The following is a 13,175-nucleotide window of genomic DNA, read 5'->3' as shown; positions in this document are numbered from 1 at the left end:
CCCGCTCGGACCAGCGACTTTGTCGCACCCTCCGCCGCCTGAAATGTCCGGCACTCCATCATTAGAGCTTGCCCGGCTTACTAGTATATTAGTATGATGGCGCCAGACCCGCCGGGACGCCGGCTGCACAGATTTTAAAAGGACCTCTCCCATGAAAATCTCCGTCCGGCACGCTTCCCATCCCGACGCGGTCCGTGGTTTCGACACCGAGACGCTGCGCGACCATTTCCTGGTCCCGACCCTGTTCGAGGCTGACGAGACCGTCTTCACCTACAGCCACATCGACCGTTTCGTCGTCGGCGGCGCCATGCCGGTCGCCGGCCCGGTGAAGCTGGAGTCCTCCAAGGAGATCGGCTCGCCCAACTTTCTCGACCGGCGCGAGCTGGGTGTCGTCAATGTCGGCGGCGCCGGCCGCGTCACCGTCGACGGTGCCGTCTATGAGCTGGCGCCGCGCGACGCGCTCTATGTCGCGATGGGCAGCAAGGACGTCGTCTTCGAAAGCCTGGACCGCCGCGAGCCGGCCAAGTTCTACCTGAACAGCACGCCCGCCCATGCCCGGTTCGAGACGATGAAGATCTCGATCGGCCAGGCCAAGGCCGTGCATCTCGGCGACCCGGCCCAGTCGAACGAGCGCACCATCTACCAGATGATCCACCCGGACGTGGTCCGCACCGCGCAGCTGGTTCTGGGCATGACGGTGCTGAAGCCGAACAACATGTGGAACACGATGCCGTGCCACACCCATGACCGGCGCTGCGAGGTCTATTTCTACTTCGACCTGCCGGAAGAGGCGCGCGTCGTCCACCTGATGGGCGAGCCGGAGCAGACCCGCCACATCGTGGTCGCCAACGAGCAGGCGGTGATCTCGCCGCCCTGGTCGATCCATTCCGGCGTCGGCACCCGCAACTACACCTTCATCTGGGCGATGGGCGGCGACAACCAGGACTTCACGGACATGGACTTCGTCGCCATGGACCGCCTGCGCTGACGCGCCCCCCGATTTGAAACCAAACGATAAGAACGGGAACCGACCATGAGCATTTCGTTCGACCTGACCGGCAAGGTGGCGCTGGTCACCGGCGCCAACACCGGCATCGGCCAGGGCATCGCCGTGGCGATGGCCGAGGCCGGCGCCGACATCGCCGCCGTCGACGTCGTGTCGCTGGACGAGACCAAGGGTCTGGTCGAGGCGACCGGCCGCAAGTTCCTCGGCATCCACGCCGACCTGACCTCCATCGCTCCGGTCCAGGGGCTGGTGGAGGAGACGGTCGCCAAGCTCGGCGGGCTGGACATCCTGGTCAACAACGCCGGCATGATCCGCCGGGCCGATGCAGTCGACTTCAGCGAGGCCGACTGGGACGCCGTGATGAACCTCAACATCAAGACGGTGTTCTTCCTCTGCCAAGCGTTCGGCCGCTACGCCATCGGCGCGGGCCGCAAGGGCAAGATCATCAACATCGCGTCCATGCTGTCCTTCCAGGGCGGCATCCGCGTACCGTCCTACACCGCCTCCAAGAGCGGCGTCGCCGGCATCACCAAGCTTCTGGCCTGCGAGTGGGCCGGCAAGGGCATCAACGTGAATGCCATCGCGCCGGGCTATGTCGCCACCAACAACACCGCGGCTCTGCGCGCCGACGAGAACCGCAGCGCCGAGATCCTCGGCCGCATCCCGGCCGGCCGCTGGAGCGTACCGTCCGACATCGGCGGCCCGGCGGTGTTTCTGGCGTCGGATGCCGCCGACTACATCCACGGCACCATCCTGCCGGTCGACGGCGGCTGGCTGGCGCGCTGAGACAAAGCAGCCCTCCCCGCCCATCACGGGCGGAGGAGGGCTTTCTCTTCGGGGGAGGAAACCGGACGATGACCACCGCAACGGCGACCGATGTGTTCCTGACCGCGGACGACATCCCGTGGCAGGATCTGGGCGACGGCGTGCGCCGCAAGATCCTCGGCTACAACGACACGATGATGATGGTGCGGGTGGAGTTCGAGGCCGGCGCCATCGGTGCGCAGCATCGCCATCCCCATGTCCAGTGCGCCGTGGTGGAGAAGGGGTCCTTCGACGTCACCATCGACGGCCGCACCAAGCGGCTGAACACCGGCGACGGCTATATGGTGCCGTCCAACGTCCTGCATGGCGTGGTGGCGCTGGAGCCGGGCATCCTGCTCGACATCTTCACGCCGATCCGCGAGGATTTCCTGGGCGAGCCGGTGGCCTACGCCGCCGAAGCCGACGCGAAATAACTCCCCGGTCAAACGCCCTGGCCACGGCGCAGGCCGGTTTTCGGACCGGCCCGGTGCTCCGGCCTTTTCAGATCGGCCTTTAGATCGGATCACCCGGCGCCGTGAAATAGCGCGGGTAGTCGCGGCGGATGTCGGCGACCGAGATCTGCAAATCGTCCAGATGGTCGTCCAGCGCCTTGATGGCGGCGGCGGGGTCGTTCGCCGCCATCGCGTCGAGGATGGCCGTGTGCTCGGCGATCACCTCGGCGATGCGGCCGCGCACCGGCAGGGTCAGCAGGCGGTAGCGGTCGATCTGCACCTTGGTCTGCTGGATCAGCGTCCAGAAGCCGGGATAGCCGGCGATCTCCGCAATCAGCGCGTGGAAGGCCTCGTCGGCCTGATGGAAACCCTCGTAATTGGCGGTTTCCTGCATCTCGCGCTGCAATTCCAGATTGGCGCGCAATGCCGCGATCTGGCTGCGGCTGGCGCGTGCCGCCGCATAGCGCACCGTCGCCTCCTCCAGCGCCTTGCGGATGGCGAAGGCTTCCGGCAGGGCGTCCAGCGGGATGCGCGACACGAAGGTGCCGGACTGCGGGAAAATCTCGATCAGCCCCTCGTCGGCCAGCTTCAGCACCGCCTCGCGCACCGGCGTGCGGCTGACGCCATAGGTCTCGGCGATCTGCTTCTCGGCGATGGCGTCGCCGGGCTTGCGCTTCAGCGAGACGATCTCGCCGCGCAGGTCGCGGTAGATGCGCGACGCGACGGTGGCGGCGCGGCGCGGCGGGCGCACCGCCGGGGCCGGAGCCGCGGGGCGGCGCACGGCTGCGGAGGTCAGGCCGCCTTCATCCTCTGTCGTCGCGACCTTCTTCACCGATGGCTCCCTTGCGGCAAACATACAGATGTCGTGGGGCGGCGGTCGGCCACCCGCGAGATGTTCCTCATCCCCAGCAATCTACCTGCCCCCCTTCGTCAACGTCAAACCCATCGCCGGTTTTCCTTATGGGCCGGGTGCGGCGACTGGGCGCAGCCTTCACCGGCCCCGAAGCCCCATCGGCGGAACGATTGGGCTTGCAATCAGATCTGATATATTAATATTATACGGCCAGCCGGTAGGGACGGTCCCCCGCACGGACCCCGCCTTTCCCCACCCTGCTTTACCCCTTTTTGCAGCGTAGAGGCTTCCGATGCTTCACCCCGACCGTCTTTTCCCGAGCGACCCGACGCAACGTGCCATCGCGCGCCGCCTGTACGGCGAAGTCGCCGCCCTGCCGATCGTCAGCCCGCACGGCCACACCGATCCGTCCTGGTTCGCGCAGAATGAGGCGTTCCCCGATCCGGCGAGCCTGTTCGTCAAGCCCGACCATTATGCATTCCGCATGCTCTACAGCCAGGGAATTCCGCTGGAGCAGCTGGGCGTTCCGCGCAAGGACGGTGGGGAGACCTCGTCCGATTCGCGCGCCATCTGGCGCCTGCTGGCCAGCAACTGGCACCTGTTCCGCGGCACCCCGACCTCGATGTGGCTGACCCATGCCTTCGAGACGGTGTTCGGCGTCACCGAGCGCCTGAGCGCTGCCAGCGCCGACCGCATCTACGACCAGATCGAAGAGTGCCTGCGCAAGCCGGAATACCGCCCGCGCGCCCTGTTCGAGCGCTTCAACCTCGAAGTGCTGGCGACCACCGAATCGCCGCTCGACCCGCTGGTGCACCATAAGGCGATCCGCGAGAGCGGCTGGAAGGGCCGGGTCATCACCGCCTTCCGTCCGGATCCGGTCGTCGATCCGGAGTTCGAAGGCTTCTGCGACAACCTCGCCGAGCTGGCCCGCATCACCGGCAAGGACACCGCGACCTGGGACGGGTACCTCGCCGCGCTGGCCGACCGTCGCCAGTATTTCAAGAGCTATGGCGCCACCTCGACCGACCACGGCCACCCGACGGCGGCGACCGCCGATCTGGCTCCTGCGGAAGCGGAGAAGCTTTTCGACATCGTCCGCCGCGGCGGAGCGACGGCCGAGGAAGCCGAGCTGTTCCGCGCCCAGATGCTGACCGAAATGGCGCGGATGAGCCTGGAGGACGGTCTGGTCATGCAGATCCACCCCGGCTCCTTCCGGAACCACAACGACGTGGTGTTCCAGCGCTTCGGCCGCGACAAGGGCGCCGACATCCCGAGCGGCACCGAGTATGTGCGGGCGCTGAAGCCGCTGCTCGACCGCTTCGGCAACGAGCGCGACCTGACCATCATCCTGTTCACCCTGGATGAGGACAGCTATTCCCGCGAGCTGGCGCCGCTGGCCGGCCATTACCCGGCTCTGCGCGTCGGCCCGGCCTGGTGGTTCCACGACAGCCCCGAGGGCATGCGCCGCTACCGCGAGATGATCACCGAGACTGCCGGCTTCTACAACACGGTCGGCTTCAACGACGACACCCGCGCCTTCTGCTCGATCCCGGCCCGCCACGACGTGTCGCGCCGCGTCGATTGCAGCTTCCTCGCCCGTCTGGTCGCCGAGCACCGGATGGAAGAGGACGAGGCCGCGGAACTGGCCGTCGACCTCGCCTACCGCCTCGCCAAGAACGCCTACAAGCTGTGATTGCCCGGCCGCGCCGGAACCCGTTCCGGCGCGGCCCAGCTTACTCTTCAAGGACATCTTCCCATGGCATCGCTGACCATCCGCCTGCACCCCGCCGACAACGTCGTCGTCGCCGGCGCCGACCTGGAGCCCGGCACCGCCCTGCCCGGCACGGAAGTCGCGACCACCGGGCCGGTGCCGGCCGGGCACAAGGTCGCGGTGCGCGCCATCGCACTGGGCGAACCGGTGCGCAAGTACAATCAGGTCATCGGCTTCGCCACCGCGGCGATCCAGCCGGGCGATCATGTCCACGTCCACAACATGGGCATGGGCAGCGATTTCGAGCGCGATTACGCCTTCGGCGCCGACGTCCACCCGGTCGAGCCGATCCCGGAGGCCGAGCGCGCCACCTTCCAGGGCATCGTTCGCCCGGATGGCCGCGTCGCCACCCGCAACTACATCGGCGTGTTGACCTCGGTGAACTGCTCCGCCACCGCGGCGCGGATGATCGCCGACCATTTCCGCGGCCCCGCCCTGGCCGCCTATCCCAACATCGACGGCGTCGTCGCCCTGACCCACGGCTACGGCTGCGGCATGGCCGGCAGCGGCGAGGTGATGGACACGCTGCGCCGGACCATCGCCGGCTACGCCCGCCACCCGAACTTCGCCGCGGTGATCCTGCTGGGTCTCGGCTGTGAGGTGAACCAGATCGACAAGCTGATGGAGGCCACCGGCCTCGAGGAGGGCGCCCGCGTCATCCCCATCGGCATACAGGACATGGGCGGCACCGCCGCGGCGGCCCGCGAGGGCATCCGCCGGATCGAGGCGCTGCTGCCGGAGATCAACGACGTCACCCGCCAGACCCTGCCGGCCAGCCACCTGACGCTGGCGCTGCAATGCGGCGGCTCCGACGGCTATTCGGGCATCACCGCCAACCCGGCGCTGGGCTATGCCGTCGACCTGCTGGTCCGCAACGGCGGCACCGCCGTGCTGAGCGAGACGCCGGAGGTCTATGGCGCCGAGCATCTGCTGACCCGCCGTGCCGTCCGCCGCGAGGTGGGCGAGGCGCTGGTCGAGCGTATCGGCTGGTGGGAGGAGTACACCAGCCGCACCGGCGGCGAGATGAACAACAACCCGTCGCCCGGCAACAAGAAGGGCGGCCTGACCACCATCCTGGAGAAGTCGCTGGGCGCGGTCGCCAAGGGCGGCACCACCCCGATGACCGCCGTCTACCGCTATGCCGAGCCGATCACCGACAAGGGCTTCGTCTTCATGGACACGCCCGGCTACGATCCGGTGTCGGCGACCGGACAGGTGGCGGGCGGCGCCAACGTGCTGTGCTTCACCACCGGCCGCGGCTCGGTGTTCGGCTGCAAGCCGACGCCCAGCCTGAAGCTGGCGACCAACAGCACGCTGTTCCGCCGGATGCCGGACGACATGGACATCGATTGCGGCGCCATCGCCACCGGCGACGCCTCGATCGAGGAAATCGGCCGCGCCATCTTCCAGCTGGTGCTCGACACCGCGTCGGGCCGCAAGACCAAGAGCGAGGAACTCGGCGTCGGCGCCGATGAATTTGCTCCTTGGCAGATGGGAGCGGTTATGTAAGGGGTCCGCCCCCTTAACCATGACCGATGACGAGCCGGCGCCATGCCCGACAGTTCCACCCCGCCCACCAGTGTTGACTCCGGCCCCTCGCCGGTGAACGCGCCGCAGACCCCGATCCAGCCGGCCGTAAATCCGAGGGCTGCATCCGGGGCCAAGGGCACGGATCCGATGCGGGCGATCCTGCTGGTGGTGCTGGGGGTGGCCTGCCTGTCCTGCTCCGACGCCACGGCGAAATATCTCGGCCGGACCCTGCCGCCGGCCGAGATCGCCTGGATGCGCTATGTCGTCTTCACAGCATTGGTGATGCCGCTGGCCCTGCGCGGCGGCTCGCCCCGTCATAAAGACAGACTGAGCGTGCTGAAGACGACGCGGCCGGGGCTTCAGGTGGTGCGCGGGCTGGGCATGCTGGGCTCGGCGCTGTTCTTCATCATGGCGATGCAGCATCTGCCGCTGGCCGAGGCCGCGGCGATCAGCTTCGTCTCTCCCGTCTTCGTCACCGTGCTGTCGATCCTGCTGCTGGCCGAGAAGGTCGGCGTCCGCCGCTGGGCGGCGCTGCTGGTCGGGCTGGCCGGCGTCATCATCGTCATCCGGCCGGGGGCGGAGGGGTTCCAACCGGCTTCGCTGCTGCCGATCCTGACCGCCTTCAGCTGGGCGCTCGGTCTGGTGGCGACGCGCAAGATGACGGTGCATGAGAACCCGCTGACCACCATGGTGTGGAGCGCGCTCACCGGCCTGATCGCCCTGACGGCGCTGCTGCCGCTGCATGCGGCGTGGCCGACCCCGTGGGAGATGCTGCTGGGGGCCTTCATCGGGCTGGTCTACACGGCAGCGCAATGGCTGCTGATCCTGGCCTACCGCCAGGGCGAGGCCTCGGTGCTGGCGCCCTTCACCTACGTCCAGCTGATCTGGTCCACGGCGCTGGGGTTCGTCGTCTTCGGCGCGGTGCCCGACCATTGGACCTTCGTCGGCACCGGCGTGATCATCGCCAGCGGACTCTACACCGCGCACCGCGAGCGGATGCGGGCGCGGGAACGCCGTTCTATTGCCTGAAATGGGATTTGCCGGGGCGCTCCCCGGCTTGTGGAGAGGAAGCATGACCGACACGCCCAACCGCGTCGCCGCCCTCGGCGAATGCATGATCGAGATGTTCCGGCGTCCGGACGGGTCGCTGACCATGGGGTTCGGCGGCGACACGCTGAACACCGCGGTCTATCTGGCGCGTCTGGGCACGCCGGTCGACTATGTCACCGCGCTCGGCGACGACAGCATCAGCGACGACATGGTGGCGGCCTGGGCGGCCGAGGGCGTCGGCACCGGCCATGTCCTGCGCGTGCCGAACCGCCTGCCCGGCCTCTACCTGATCGAAACCGATGCGAGCGGCGAGCGCCGCTTCCTCTACTGGCGCGACCGGGCGCCGGCGCGCGAGCTGTTCGCCCTTCCCCAGACGGCGGAGCTGTCCAGGGCGCTGGAGGGCTACGGCATCGTCTATCTGTCCGGCATCAGCATCGCCATCCTGGGCGAAGAGGGCCGCGGGCGGCTGTTCGAGGTGCTGGAGCGGGTGCGGGCGCAGGGCGGCAAGGTCGCCTTCGACACCAACTGGCGTCCGCGCCTGTGGCCGGACCTCGACACCGCGCGGGCCGCCTTCGACCGCATGCTCGCGCTGACCGACATCGCACTGCCCGGCGTCACCGACCTGCGCGACCTCTATGGCGACGCCGATGCCGACGCCGTTCTGGCCCGCGTCCGCAAGGCCGGGGTCACCGAGATCGTCCTGAAGCTGGAACAGCCCGGCTGCGTGGTGATCGAAAACGGCGAGGCGGTCGAGGTGCCGGCGCAGAAGGTCACCACGGTGGTCGACACCACGGCGGCCGGCGACAGCTTCAGCGCCGGTTATCTCGCTGCCCGCCTGCGCGGCGAGGGTCCGGCCGACTCCGCCCGTGCCGCCCACAAACTGGCCGCCGCCGTTATCCAGCACCGCGGCGCCATCATCCCGCGCGACGCCATGCCGGCCTGAACGAAGCCTTTCCTTCGGTTCGAGCGCCTGACATCACCCTTCCGCCGCCAGTTCGCGGCGGAAGGCGCGGCCCGCCATCCGGGCGACGACGGTAAGCGCGTCCTCACCCATGCCGTCGCGCGCCGCCGCCGACATTCCCTTCATCGTGATTGCGATGAAGTCCGCCAGCGCGTCAGCCCGTTCCGGCTGCTCCGTGGCGATGAAGTCGCGAATCGCCGCCACGCCGGCCTTCCTCATCGTCTCGGCCAGTGCGCACGCCACCGGGTCGGCGCTGTTGCGCGCCCCGTCGAGCACCAGACAGCCCGCCACTCCATCGCGCTCCGGATAGAGCCGCGCCGCCAGCAGCAGCGTGCGCTCGATCACCTCGGCCATGCTGCCGCCCTCCGCCTGCGCGCGGGCGAAGATGTTGGCCTCCCCCGCCGCATAGCGCCGAAGCGCCCGCTCGAACAGTCCGGCCTTGCTGCCGAAGGCGGCATAGAAGCTCGGCGGCTTGATCCCCAGTTCGGTTCCCAGCTCGGCGACGCCCACGGCGTCGTAGCCGCGCGCATGGAACAGCCTCATCGCGGTCTCGACCGCCTCGTCCACATCGAAGGACCGCCGCCGCCCACGGACCCCGGACGTTTCTGTAGCGACCACTATATTTTCTCCTTGCGCAAATCCCTCGCCTGGATTTATATAGCGATCACTACATTTTATCAAGGAGCACATCATGGGTGAGTTCACCGGCCGCAAGATCCTGGTCCTCGGCGGCAGCCGCGGCATCGGCAAGGCCATCGTCCGCCGCTTCGCCAAGGCCGGCGGCACGGTCGCCTTCACCTATGCCGGGTCGAAGGACGCCGCCGAGGCGCTTGCCGCCGAAACCGGCGCGGAAGCCATCCGCACCGACAGCGCCGACCGCGACGCCCTGATCGCGACGGTCGCCGGCCGCGGCGCACTGGACGTGCTGGTGGTCAATGCCGGCACGGCGATCCTCGGCGATCCGCTGACCTTCGATCCCGATGCCGTCGACCGGATGATCGACATCAACGTCAGGGCGCCCTACCACGCGGCGGTCGAAGCGGCCCGGCGCATGAACGACGGCGGCCGCATCATCGTCATCGGCTCGGTCAACGGCGACCGCATGCCGTTTGCCGGCGGGGCTGCCTACGCCCTGACCAAATCGGCGGTCCAGGGCATGGTGCGCGGCCTCGCCCGCGATTTCGGCGACCGCGGCATCACCGTGAACGCCATCCAGCCGGGTCCGACCCACAGCGACATGAACCCGGCCGACGGTCCGATGGCGCCCGCCATGCACAGCTTCATGGCGATCAAGCGCCACATCGACGCCGACGAGGTCGCCGAACTGACCGCCTATGTCGCCGGCCCGCATGCCGGGATGATCACCGGCTCGTTCCAGACCATCGACGGCGGCTTCGGCGCCTGACCGACGGGTTCGATTGCTGTCGAAGCCAGCCCATCCCTTCCCGGCCGTCATCTCCCGTCTTCGCGGCGATGACGGCCGGGACGTTCCTTCCGGCGCTCATGCTCCGTTCCCCACCCCACAGCCATGACGGGAATGGGGGCGCCTTTGTCACACCCGGATCCGAACGGGGGATGAGCGAAATTGCTTGCCGCGCTAGCTGATATATTAGTATTCTGGGGCATGTGCTTCTGAGGAGGCTGGACGCCATGCCATCGGGCAACCCGCCGGCCAAAACCGGTTCCATCGCGGCGACACCGCCATCGACCATGCCATCGACAACGCCGGTCATGCCGGCCAAGGCCGCCCCGCTGCTGGTCCGCCCGCCGGCGCGCCGGGACATGCGGCGCGGTCCGACCGCCGCCGATGCCATCCACCGCGACCTGCGGGCGGAGATCGTGTCGCTGAAACGCAAGCCGGGCGAGCCCATCGCCGAAAAGCAGATCGCCGAGGCCTACGGCGTCAGCCGCACGCCGGTGCGCGAAGCGGTGCTGCGGCTGGCCGACGAGGGGCTGATCGAGATCTTCCCGCAATCCGGCACCTTCGTCGCCCGCATCCCGCTGGGCGCCCTGCCGGAAGCCGGCGTGATCCGCAAGGTGCTGGAGCGGGCGACCGTGCGCTTCGCCGCCGAACGCGCCAGCCGCAGCCAGATCGCCGCCTTGCGCGCCTGCCTGGAGCACCAGCGCGAGGTCGATGCGGTGGGCGACGCCGACGGATTCCATCAGGCCGACGAGGCTTTCCACGCCCAGATCACCGAGATGGCGGGATATCCCGGCTTCTGGGGCATCATCCAGCAGGCCAAGGTCCAGCTCGACCGCTGCCGCCGCCTGACCCTGCCGGTCCCCGGCCGCATGCGCACGGTCATCGCCGAGCATGAGGCCATCGTCGAGGCCATCGCCGGCCACGACCCCGACCGGGCCGAGCAGAGCCTGGTGCGCCATCTGGACAATCTGCAGATCACGGTGGACGATGTGCGCAACGCCGCTCCGCTCTATTTCTCCGGCAGCCTGACTGAGGAGTTGACCGCTTTGGACGGAGCGCTTCGATGACCGGTTCCCGTCGCCGCATCGGTGTCGTCGGCCTCGGCATGGCGTCGGCGCCGCACGCGCAGAGCCTGATCGATCTGGCCGACCGGGTGGAGGTGGCGGGCTGCTTCAGCCCGTCGACCGACCGCCGCGCCGCCTTCGCCGCCCGCCACGGCCTGCCGGTGGTCGACCGGCTGGAAACCCTGCTGGAGGACCCGGCGCTGTCGGCAATCCTGCTGCTGACCCCGCCCGACAGCCATGCCGCACTGGTGGCGCGCTGTGCCGCTGCCGGCAAGCATGTGCTGCTGGAAAAGCCGCTGGACGCGACGCCGGAGGGCGCGCGGGCGGTGGTCTCCGCGATGGAGAGGGCCGGATTGACGCTGGGCGTGGTGTTGCAGCACCGCTTCCGCGCCTCGGTCGAGCGGCTGGCGGCGCTGATGCGCGACGGCGCGCTGGGCCGGCCGCTGACCGCGGCGGTGTCGGTGCGCTGGTGGCGCGACAATGCCTATTACGCCCAGCCCGGCCGCGGCATGAAGGCGCGCGACGGCGGCGGCGTGCTGCTGACCCAGGCAATCCACACGCTGGACGCCTTCGTCGGCCTCGTCGGCCTGCCGGACCGGGTCGTCGGATTCGCCGCCACCAGCCTCCTGCGCAGATCGGACCCGGCCGTGGGCATGGACACGGAGGATGTGGTCGCCACGGCCCTGCGCTACGGCAACGGCATGCTGGCGACCGTGAACGCCACCACTGCCGTCTATCCGGGATATCCGGAGCGGATCGAGATCGCCGGAACCGAGGGCTCCGCCGTCCTGGCCGGCGACCGGCTGGAGGTGCAGCTGGTCACTGGCGAGCGCATAACCGCCGGGGCGGACGGCGCCACGCTGGGCGGCGGCGCCGACCCGATGGCCTTCTCCCACCAGCATCACCGCGCGGTGCTGTCCGACTTCCTCGACGCGCTGGACGAAGGACGCCGGCCGCGGGTGGACGGGCGCGAGGCGCTGAAGGTCCACCGGCTGATCGAGGCCATGCTGGAGGCATCGGGGAGCGGCGAAACCGTGGAGGTCGGCACGCCCTGATCGGCAGGCCTACCGGAACTCCACCGGCCGCAAGCGCGGCCTTGCGCAATCCACAGCTTTGGCGTAAAGCGCCAGAACCAGGCCGGGCCCCTCTGGCAACCTTCACCGGTTGCGATGTCGGACTGGGAACATCAGGAGCGGCCCGCGCCTTTTGCCCTTGACCGGCGCTTCCCGTCCGACGCCTTCGGCGCGGCCCGGCCGGTCATCGGAAGACCCCGTGCGGCCTCTCCTCCCACACTGATCGTGATGCGAGGACTCGTGCCCAAATGACGGAACTCTTCACCACCGATGCGCTGTTCGCGCTGCTCCAGGTCATCATGATCGATCTGGTGCTGGCCGGCGACAACGCCATCGTCATCGGTCTGGCCGCTGCCGGCCTGCCGAAGGACCAGCGCGGCAAGGCGATCCTGATCGGCATCCTGGCCGCCACCGTGCTGCGCATCGCCTTCGCCGCCGTCACCACCCAGCTTCTCCAGATCATCGGGCTGCTTCTGGCCGGCGGCGTGCTGCTGTTGTGGGTGTGCTGGAAGATGTGGCGCGAACTGCGCCAGTCCCAGGACGAGGACGAGGCGGTCGAGGCGCTGGAGAACGATGACGCCGCGGCATCCGGCCCGCGCAAGACGCTGGGTCAGGCGGTCTGGCAGATCGTCGTCGCCGACGTGTCGATGTCGCTCGACAATGTGCTGGCCGTCGCCGGGGCGGCGCGCGAGCATCTGGGGGTGCTGGTCATCGGCCTGACCCTGTCGATCGCCCTGATGGGCCTTGCCGCCAGCTTCATCGCCCGCATTCTGCACAAGCACCGCTGGCTGGCCTATGTCGGCCTCGCCATCATCCTCTATGTCGCCCTGCACATGATCTATCGCGGCGCCCTGGAGGTTTGGCCTCTCGTGAACGGGCACGCCTGACCGGCCCGGTTTCAAAGGACCGAAGGCGTCCGCCGCCGCATCCGAGTGACTGGGGGGCTGGCTGCGGCGGACGCTGGGGCCGAATGTCGCACCCGCCCCCCTGCGGCGATCCGTGGTCTGGCTGAAACCCGCGCCGCCAGTCACTTTGTCCCTCTCCCCGCAATCCTGATCGCGATAAAGTCCGAACGGTTGTTGCCGCTTTGAACTTTCAGGGTTGCGCGCAGATTGATATACTAATATCCTAAGTACAGTGAACAGGGGGCGGCGCAAGGTTAGCCGGGGGGCTGAAGGAGGATGGGGG

Annotated in this window: 13 protein-coding genes; 11 read left to right on the top strand and 2 right to left on the bottom strand. The window is 68.6% G+C overall.

The genetic code is table 11. From position 1 onward, the window contains the following. The first annotated feature begins 151 nt into the window (after positions 1-151). From kduI to GBZ48_RS24490, 3 genes are all read left to right on the top strand, one after another. Positions 152-988 (top strand): 5-dehydro-4-deoxy-D-glucuronate isomerase, encoded by an 837-nt coding sequence (kduI, locus tag GBZ48_RS24500; protein ID WP_174473407.1) that lies wholly within the window; start codon positions 152-154, stop codon positions 986-988. A gap of 45 nt (positions 989-1,033) precedes the next feature. After that, a complete protein-coding gene (gene kduD / locus GBZ48_RS24495) occupies positions 1,034-1,792 on the top strand; it encodes a 2-dehydro-3-deoxy-D-gluconate 5-dehydrogenase KduD (protein ID WP_174473406.1) in 759 nt (252 codons plus the stop codon). 68 nt (positions 1,793-1,860) lie between these two features. Further along, positions 1,861-2,244 (top strand): cupin domain-containing protein, encoded by a 384-nt coding sequence (locus GBZ48_RS24490; protein WP_174473405.1) that lies wholly within the window; start codon positions 1,861-1,863, stop codon positions 2,242-2,244. A 79-nt stretch (positions 2,245-2,323) separates the two neighbouring features. On the opposite strand, the gene GBZ48_RS24485 is transcribed toward GBZ48_RS24490, so the two are convergent. Further along, positions 2,324-3,118: a GntR family transcriptional regulator gene (locus GBZ48_RS24485; RefSeq protein WP_174473404.1), complete on the bottom strand. Its 795-nt coding sequence runs from the start codon at positions 3,116-3,118 to the stop codon at positions 2,324-2,326. A 289-nt stretch (positions 3,119-3,407) separates the two neighbouring features. Between GBZ48_RS24485 and uxaC the strand changes: the two genes are divergently transcribed. The 4 genes from uxaC (at position 3,408) to GBZ48_RS24465 (ending at position 8,409) form a co-directional block, all read left to right on the top strand. Continuing rightward, positions 3,408-4,808, top strand: a complete 1,401-nt coding sequence (gene uxaC / locus GBZ48_RS24480; protein WP_174473403.1) for a glucuronate isomerase — start codon at positions 3,408-3,410, stop codon at positions 4,806-4,808. A gap of 63 nt (positions 4,809-4,871) precedes the next feature. Beyond that, complete coding sequence (locus GBZ48_RS24475) at positions 4,872-6,395, top strand: UxaA family hydrolase (RefSeq protein WP_174473402.1); 1,524 nt, start codon at positions 4,872-4,874, stop codon at positions 6,393-6,395. A gap of 42 nt (positions 6,396-6,437) precedes the next feature. Then, entirely contained in the window at positions 6,438-7,445 is a 1,008-nt protein-coding gene (locus GBZ48_RS24470) for a DMT family transporter (RefSeq protein ID WP_174473401.1), read from the top strand. Positions 7,446-7,488: 43 nt separating this feature from the next. Then, positions 7,489-8,409 (top strand): sugar kinase, encoded by a 921-nt coding sequence (locus tag GBZ48_RS24465; RefSeq protein WP_174473400.1) that lies wholly within the window; start codon positions 7,489-7,491, stop codon positions 8,407-8,409. A 33-nt stretch (positions 8,410-8,442) separates the two neighbouring features. Here GBZ48_RS24465 and GBZ48_RS24460 read toward each other — a convergent pair whose 3' ends face one another. Next, positions 8,443-9,045 carry a TetR family transcriptional regulator gene (locus GBZ48_RS24460; protein ID WP_174473399.1) on the bottom strand — a complete coding sequence of 201 codons (603 nt, stop codon included), beginning with the start codon at positions 9,043-9,045 and terminating at the stop codon, positions 8,443-8,445. A 73-nt stretch (positions 9,046-9,118) separates the two neighbouring features. On the opposite strand from GBZ48_RS24460, the gene bdcA reads away from it, so the two are divergent. The 4 genes from bdcA to GBZ48_RS24440 all read left to right on the top strand — a co-directional run bounded on the left by bdcA (position 9,119) and on the right by GBZ48_RS24440 (position 12,874). After that, positions 9,119-9,832, top strand: coding sequence for an SDR family oxidoreductase (gene bdcA, locus GBZ48_RS24455; RefSeq protein WP_174473398.1), 714 nt, complete (start codon positions 9,119-9,121; stop codon positions 9,830-9,832). Between the two features lie 245 nt (positions 9,833-10,077). Further along, positions 10,078-10,917 (top strand): GntR family transcriptional regulator, encoded by an 840-nt coding sequence (locus GBZ48_RS24450; RefSeq protein ID WP_174473397.1) that lies wholly within the window; start codon positions 10,078-10,080, stop codon positions 10,915-10,917. After that, complete coding sequence (locus tag GBZ48_RS24445; protein WP_174473396.1) at positions 10,914-11,969, top strand: Gfo/Idh/MocA family protein; 1,056 nt, start codon at positions 10,914-10,916, stop codon at positions 11,967-11,969. Before GBZ48_RS24450 ends, GBZ48_RS24445 begins: the two co-directional genes overlap by 4 nt. Positions 11,970-12,235: 266 nt before the next feature. Further along, complete coding sequence (locus GBZ48_RS24440) at positions 12,236-12,874, top strand: TerC family protein (RefSeq protein ID WP_109048574.1); 639 nt, start codon at positions 12,236-12,238, stop codon at positions 12,872-12,874. Positions 12,875-13,175 lie beyond the last annotated feature (301 nt).

The sequence above is a fragment of the Azospirillum melinis genome, assembly GCF_013340935.1.
Classification (GTDB): domain Bacteria; phylum Pseudomonadota; class Alphaproteobacteria; order Azospirillales; family Azospirillaceae; genus Azospirillum; species Azospirillum melinis.
This window is presented reverse-complemented; position numbering and strand designations above follow the sequence as displayed.

What these genes read in the sequence shown, in the direction of transcription:
- uxaC (WP_174473403.1), top strand. Translation starts at nt 3,408, where the DNA reads ATGCTTCACCCCGACCGTCTTTTCCCGAGCGACCCGACGCAACGTGCC.
- GBZ48_RS24475 (WP_174473402.1), top strand. Translation starts at nt 4,872, where the DNA reads ATGGCATCGCTGACCATCCGCCTGCACCCCGCCGACAACGTCGTCGTC.
- kduD (WP_174473406.1), top strand. Translation starts at nt 1,034, where the DNA reads ATGAGCATTTCGTTCGACCTGACCGGCAAGGTGGCGCTGGTCACCGGC.
- GBZ48_RS24490 (WP_174473405.1), top strand. Translation starts at nt 1,861, where the DNA reads ATGACCACCGCAACGGCGACCGATGTGTTCCTGACCGCGGACGACATC.
- GBZ48_RS24465 (WP_174473400.1), top strand. Translation starts at nt 7,489, where the DNA reads ATGACCGACACGCCCAACCGCGTCGCCGCCCTCGGCGAATGCATGATC.
- GBZ48_RS24485 (WP_174473404.1), bottom strand. Translation starts at nt 3,118, where the DNA reads ATGTTTGCCGCAAGGGAGCCATCGGTGAAGAAGGTCGCGACGACAGAG.
- bdcA (WP_174473398.1), top strand. Translation starts at nt 9,119, where the DNA reads ATGGGTGAGTTCACCGGCCGCAAGATCCTGGTCCTCGGCGGCAGCCGC.
- kduI (WP_174473407.1), top strand. Translation starts at nt 152, where the DNA reads ATGAAAATCTCCGTCCGGCACGCTTCCCATCCCGACGCGGTCCGTGGT.
- GBZ48_RS24470 (WP_174473401.1), top strand. Translation starts at nt 6,438, where the DNA reads ATGCCCGACAGTTCCACCCCGCCCACCAGTGTTGACTCCGGCCCCTCG.
- GBZ48_RS24450 (WP_174473397.1), top strand. Translation starts at nt 10,078, where the DNA reads ATGCCATCGGGCAACCCGCCGGCCAAAACCGGTTCCATCGCGGCGACA.
- GBZ48_RS24440 (WP_109048574.1), top strand. Translation starts at nt 12,236, where the DNA reads ATGACGGAACTCTTCACCACCGATGCGCTGTTCGCGCTGCTCCAGGTC.
- GBZ48_RS24445 (WP_174473396.1), top strand. Translation starts at nt 10,914, where the DNA reads ATGACCGGTTCCCGTCGCCGCATCGGTGTCGTCGGCCTCGGCATGGCG.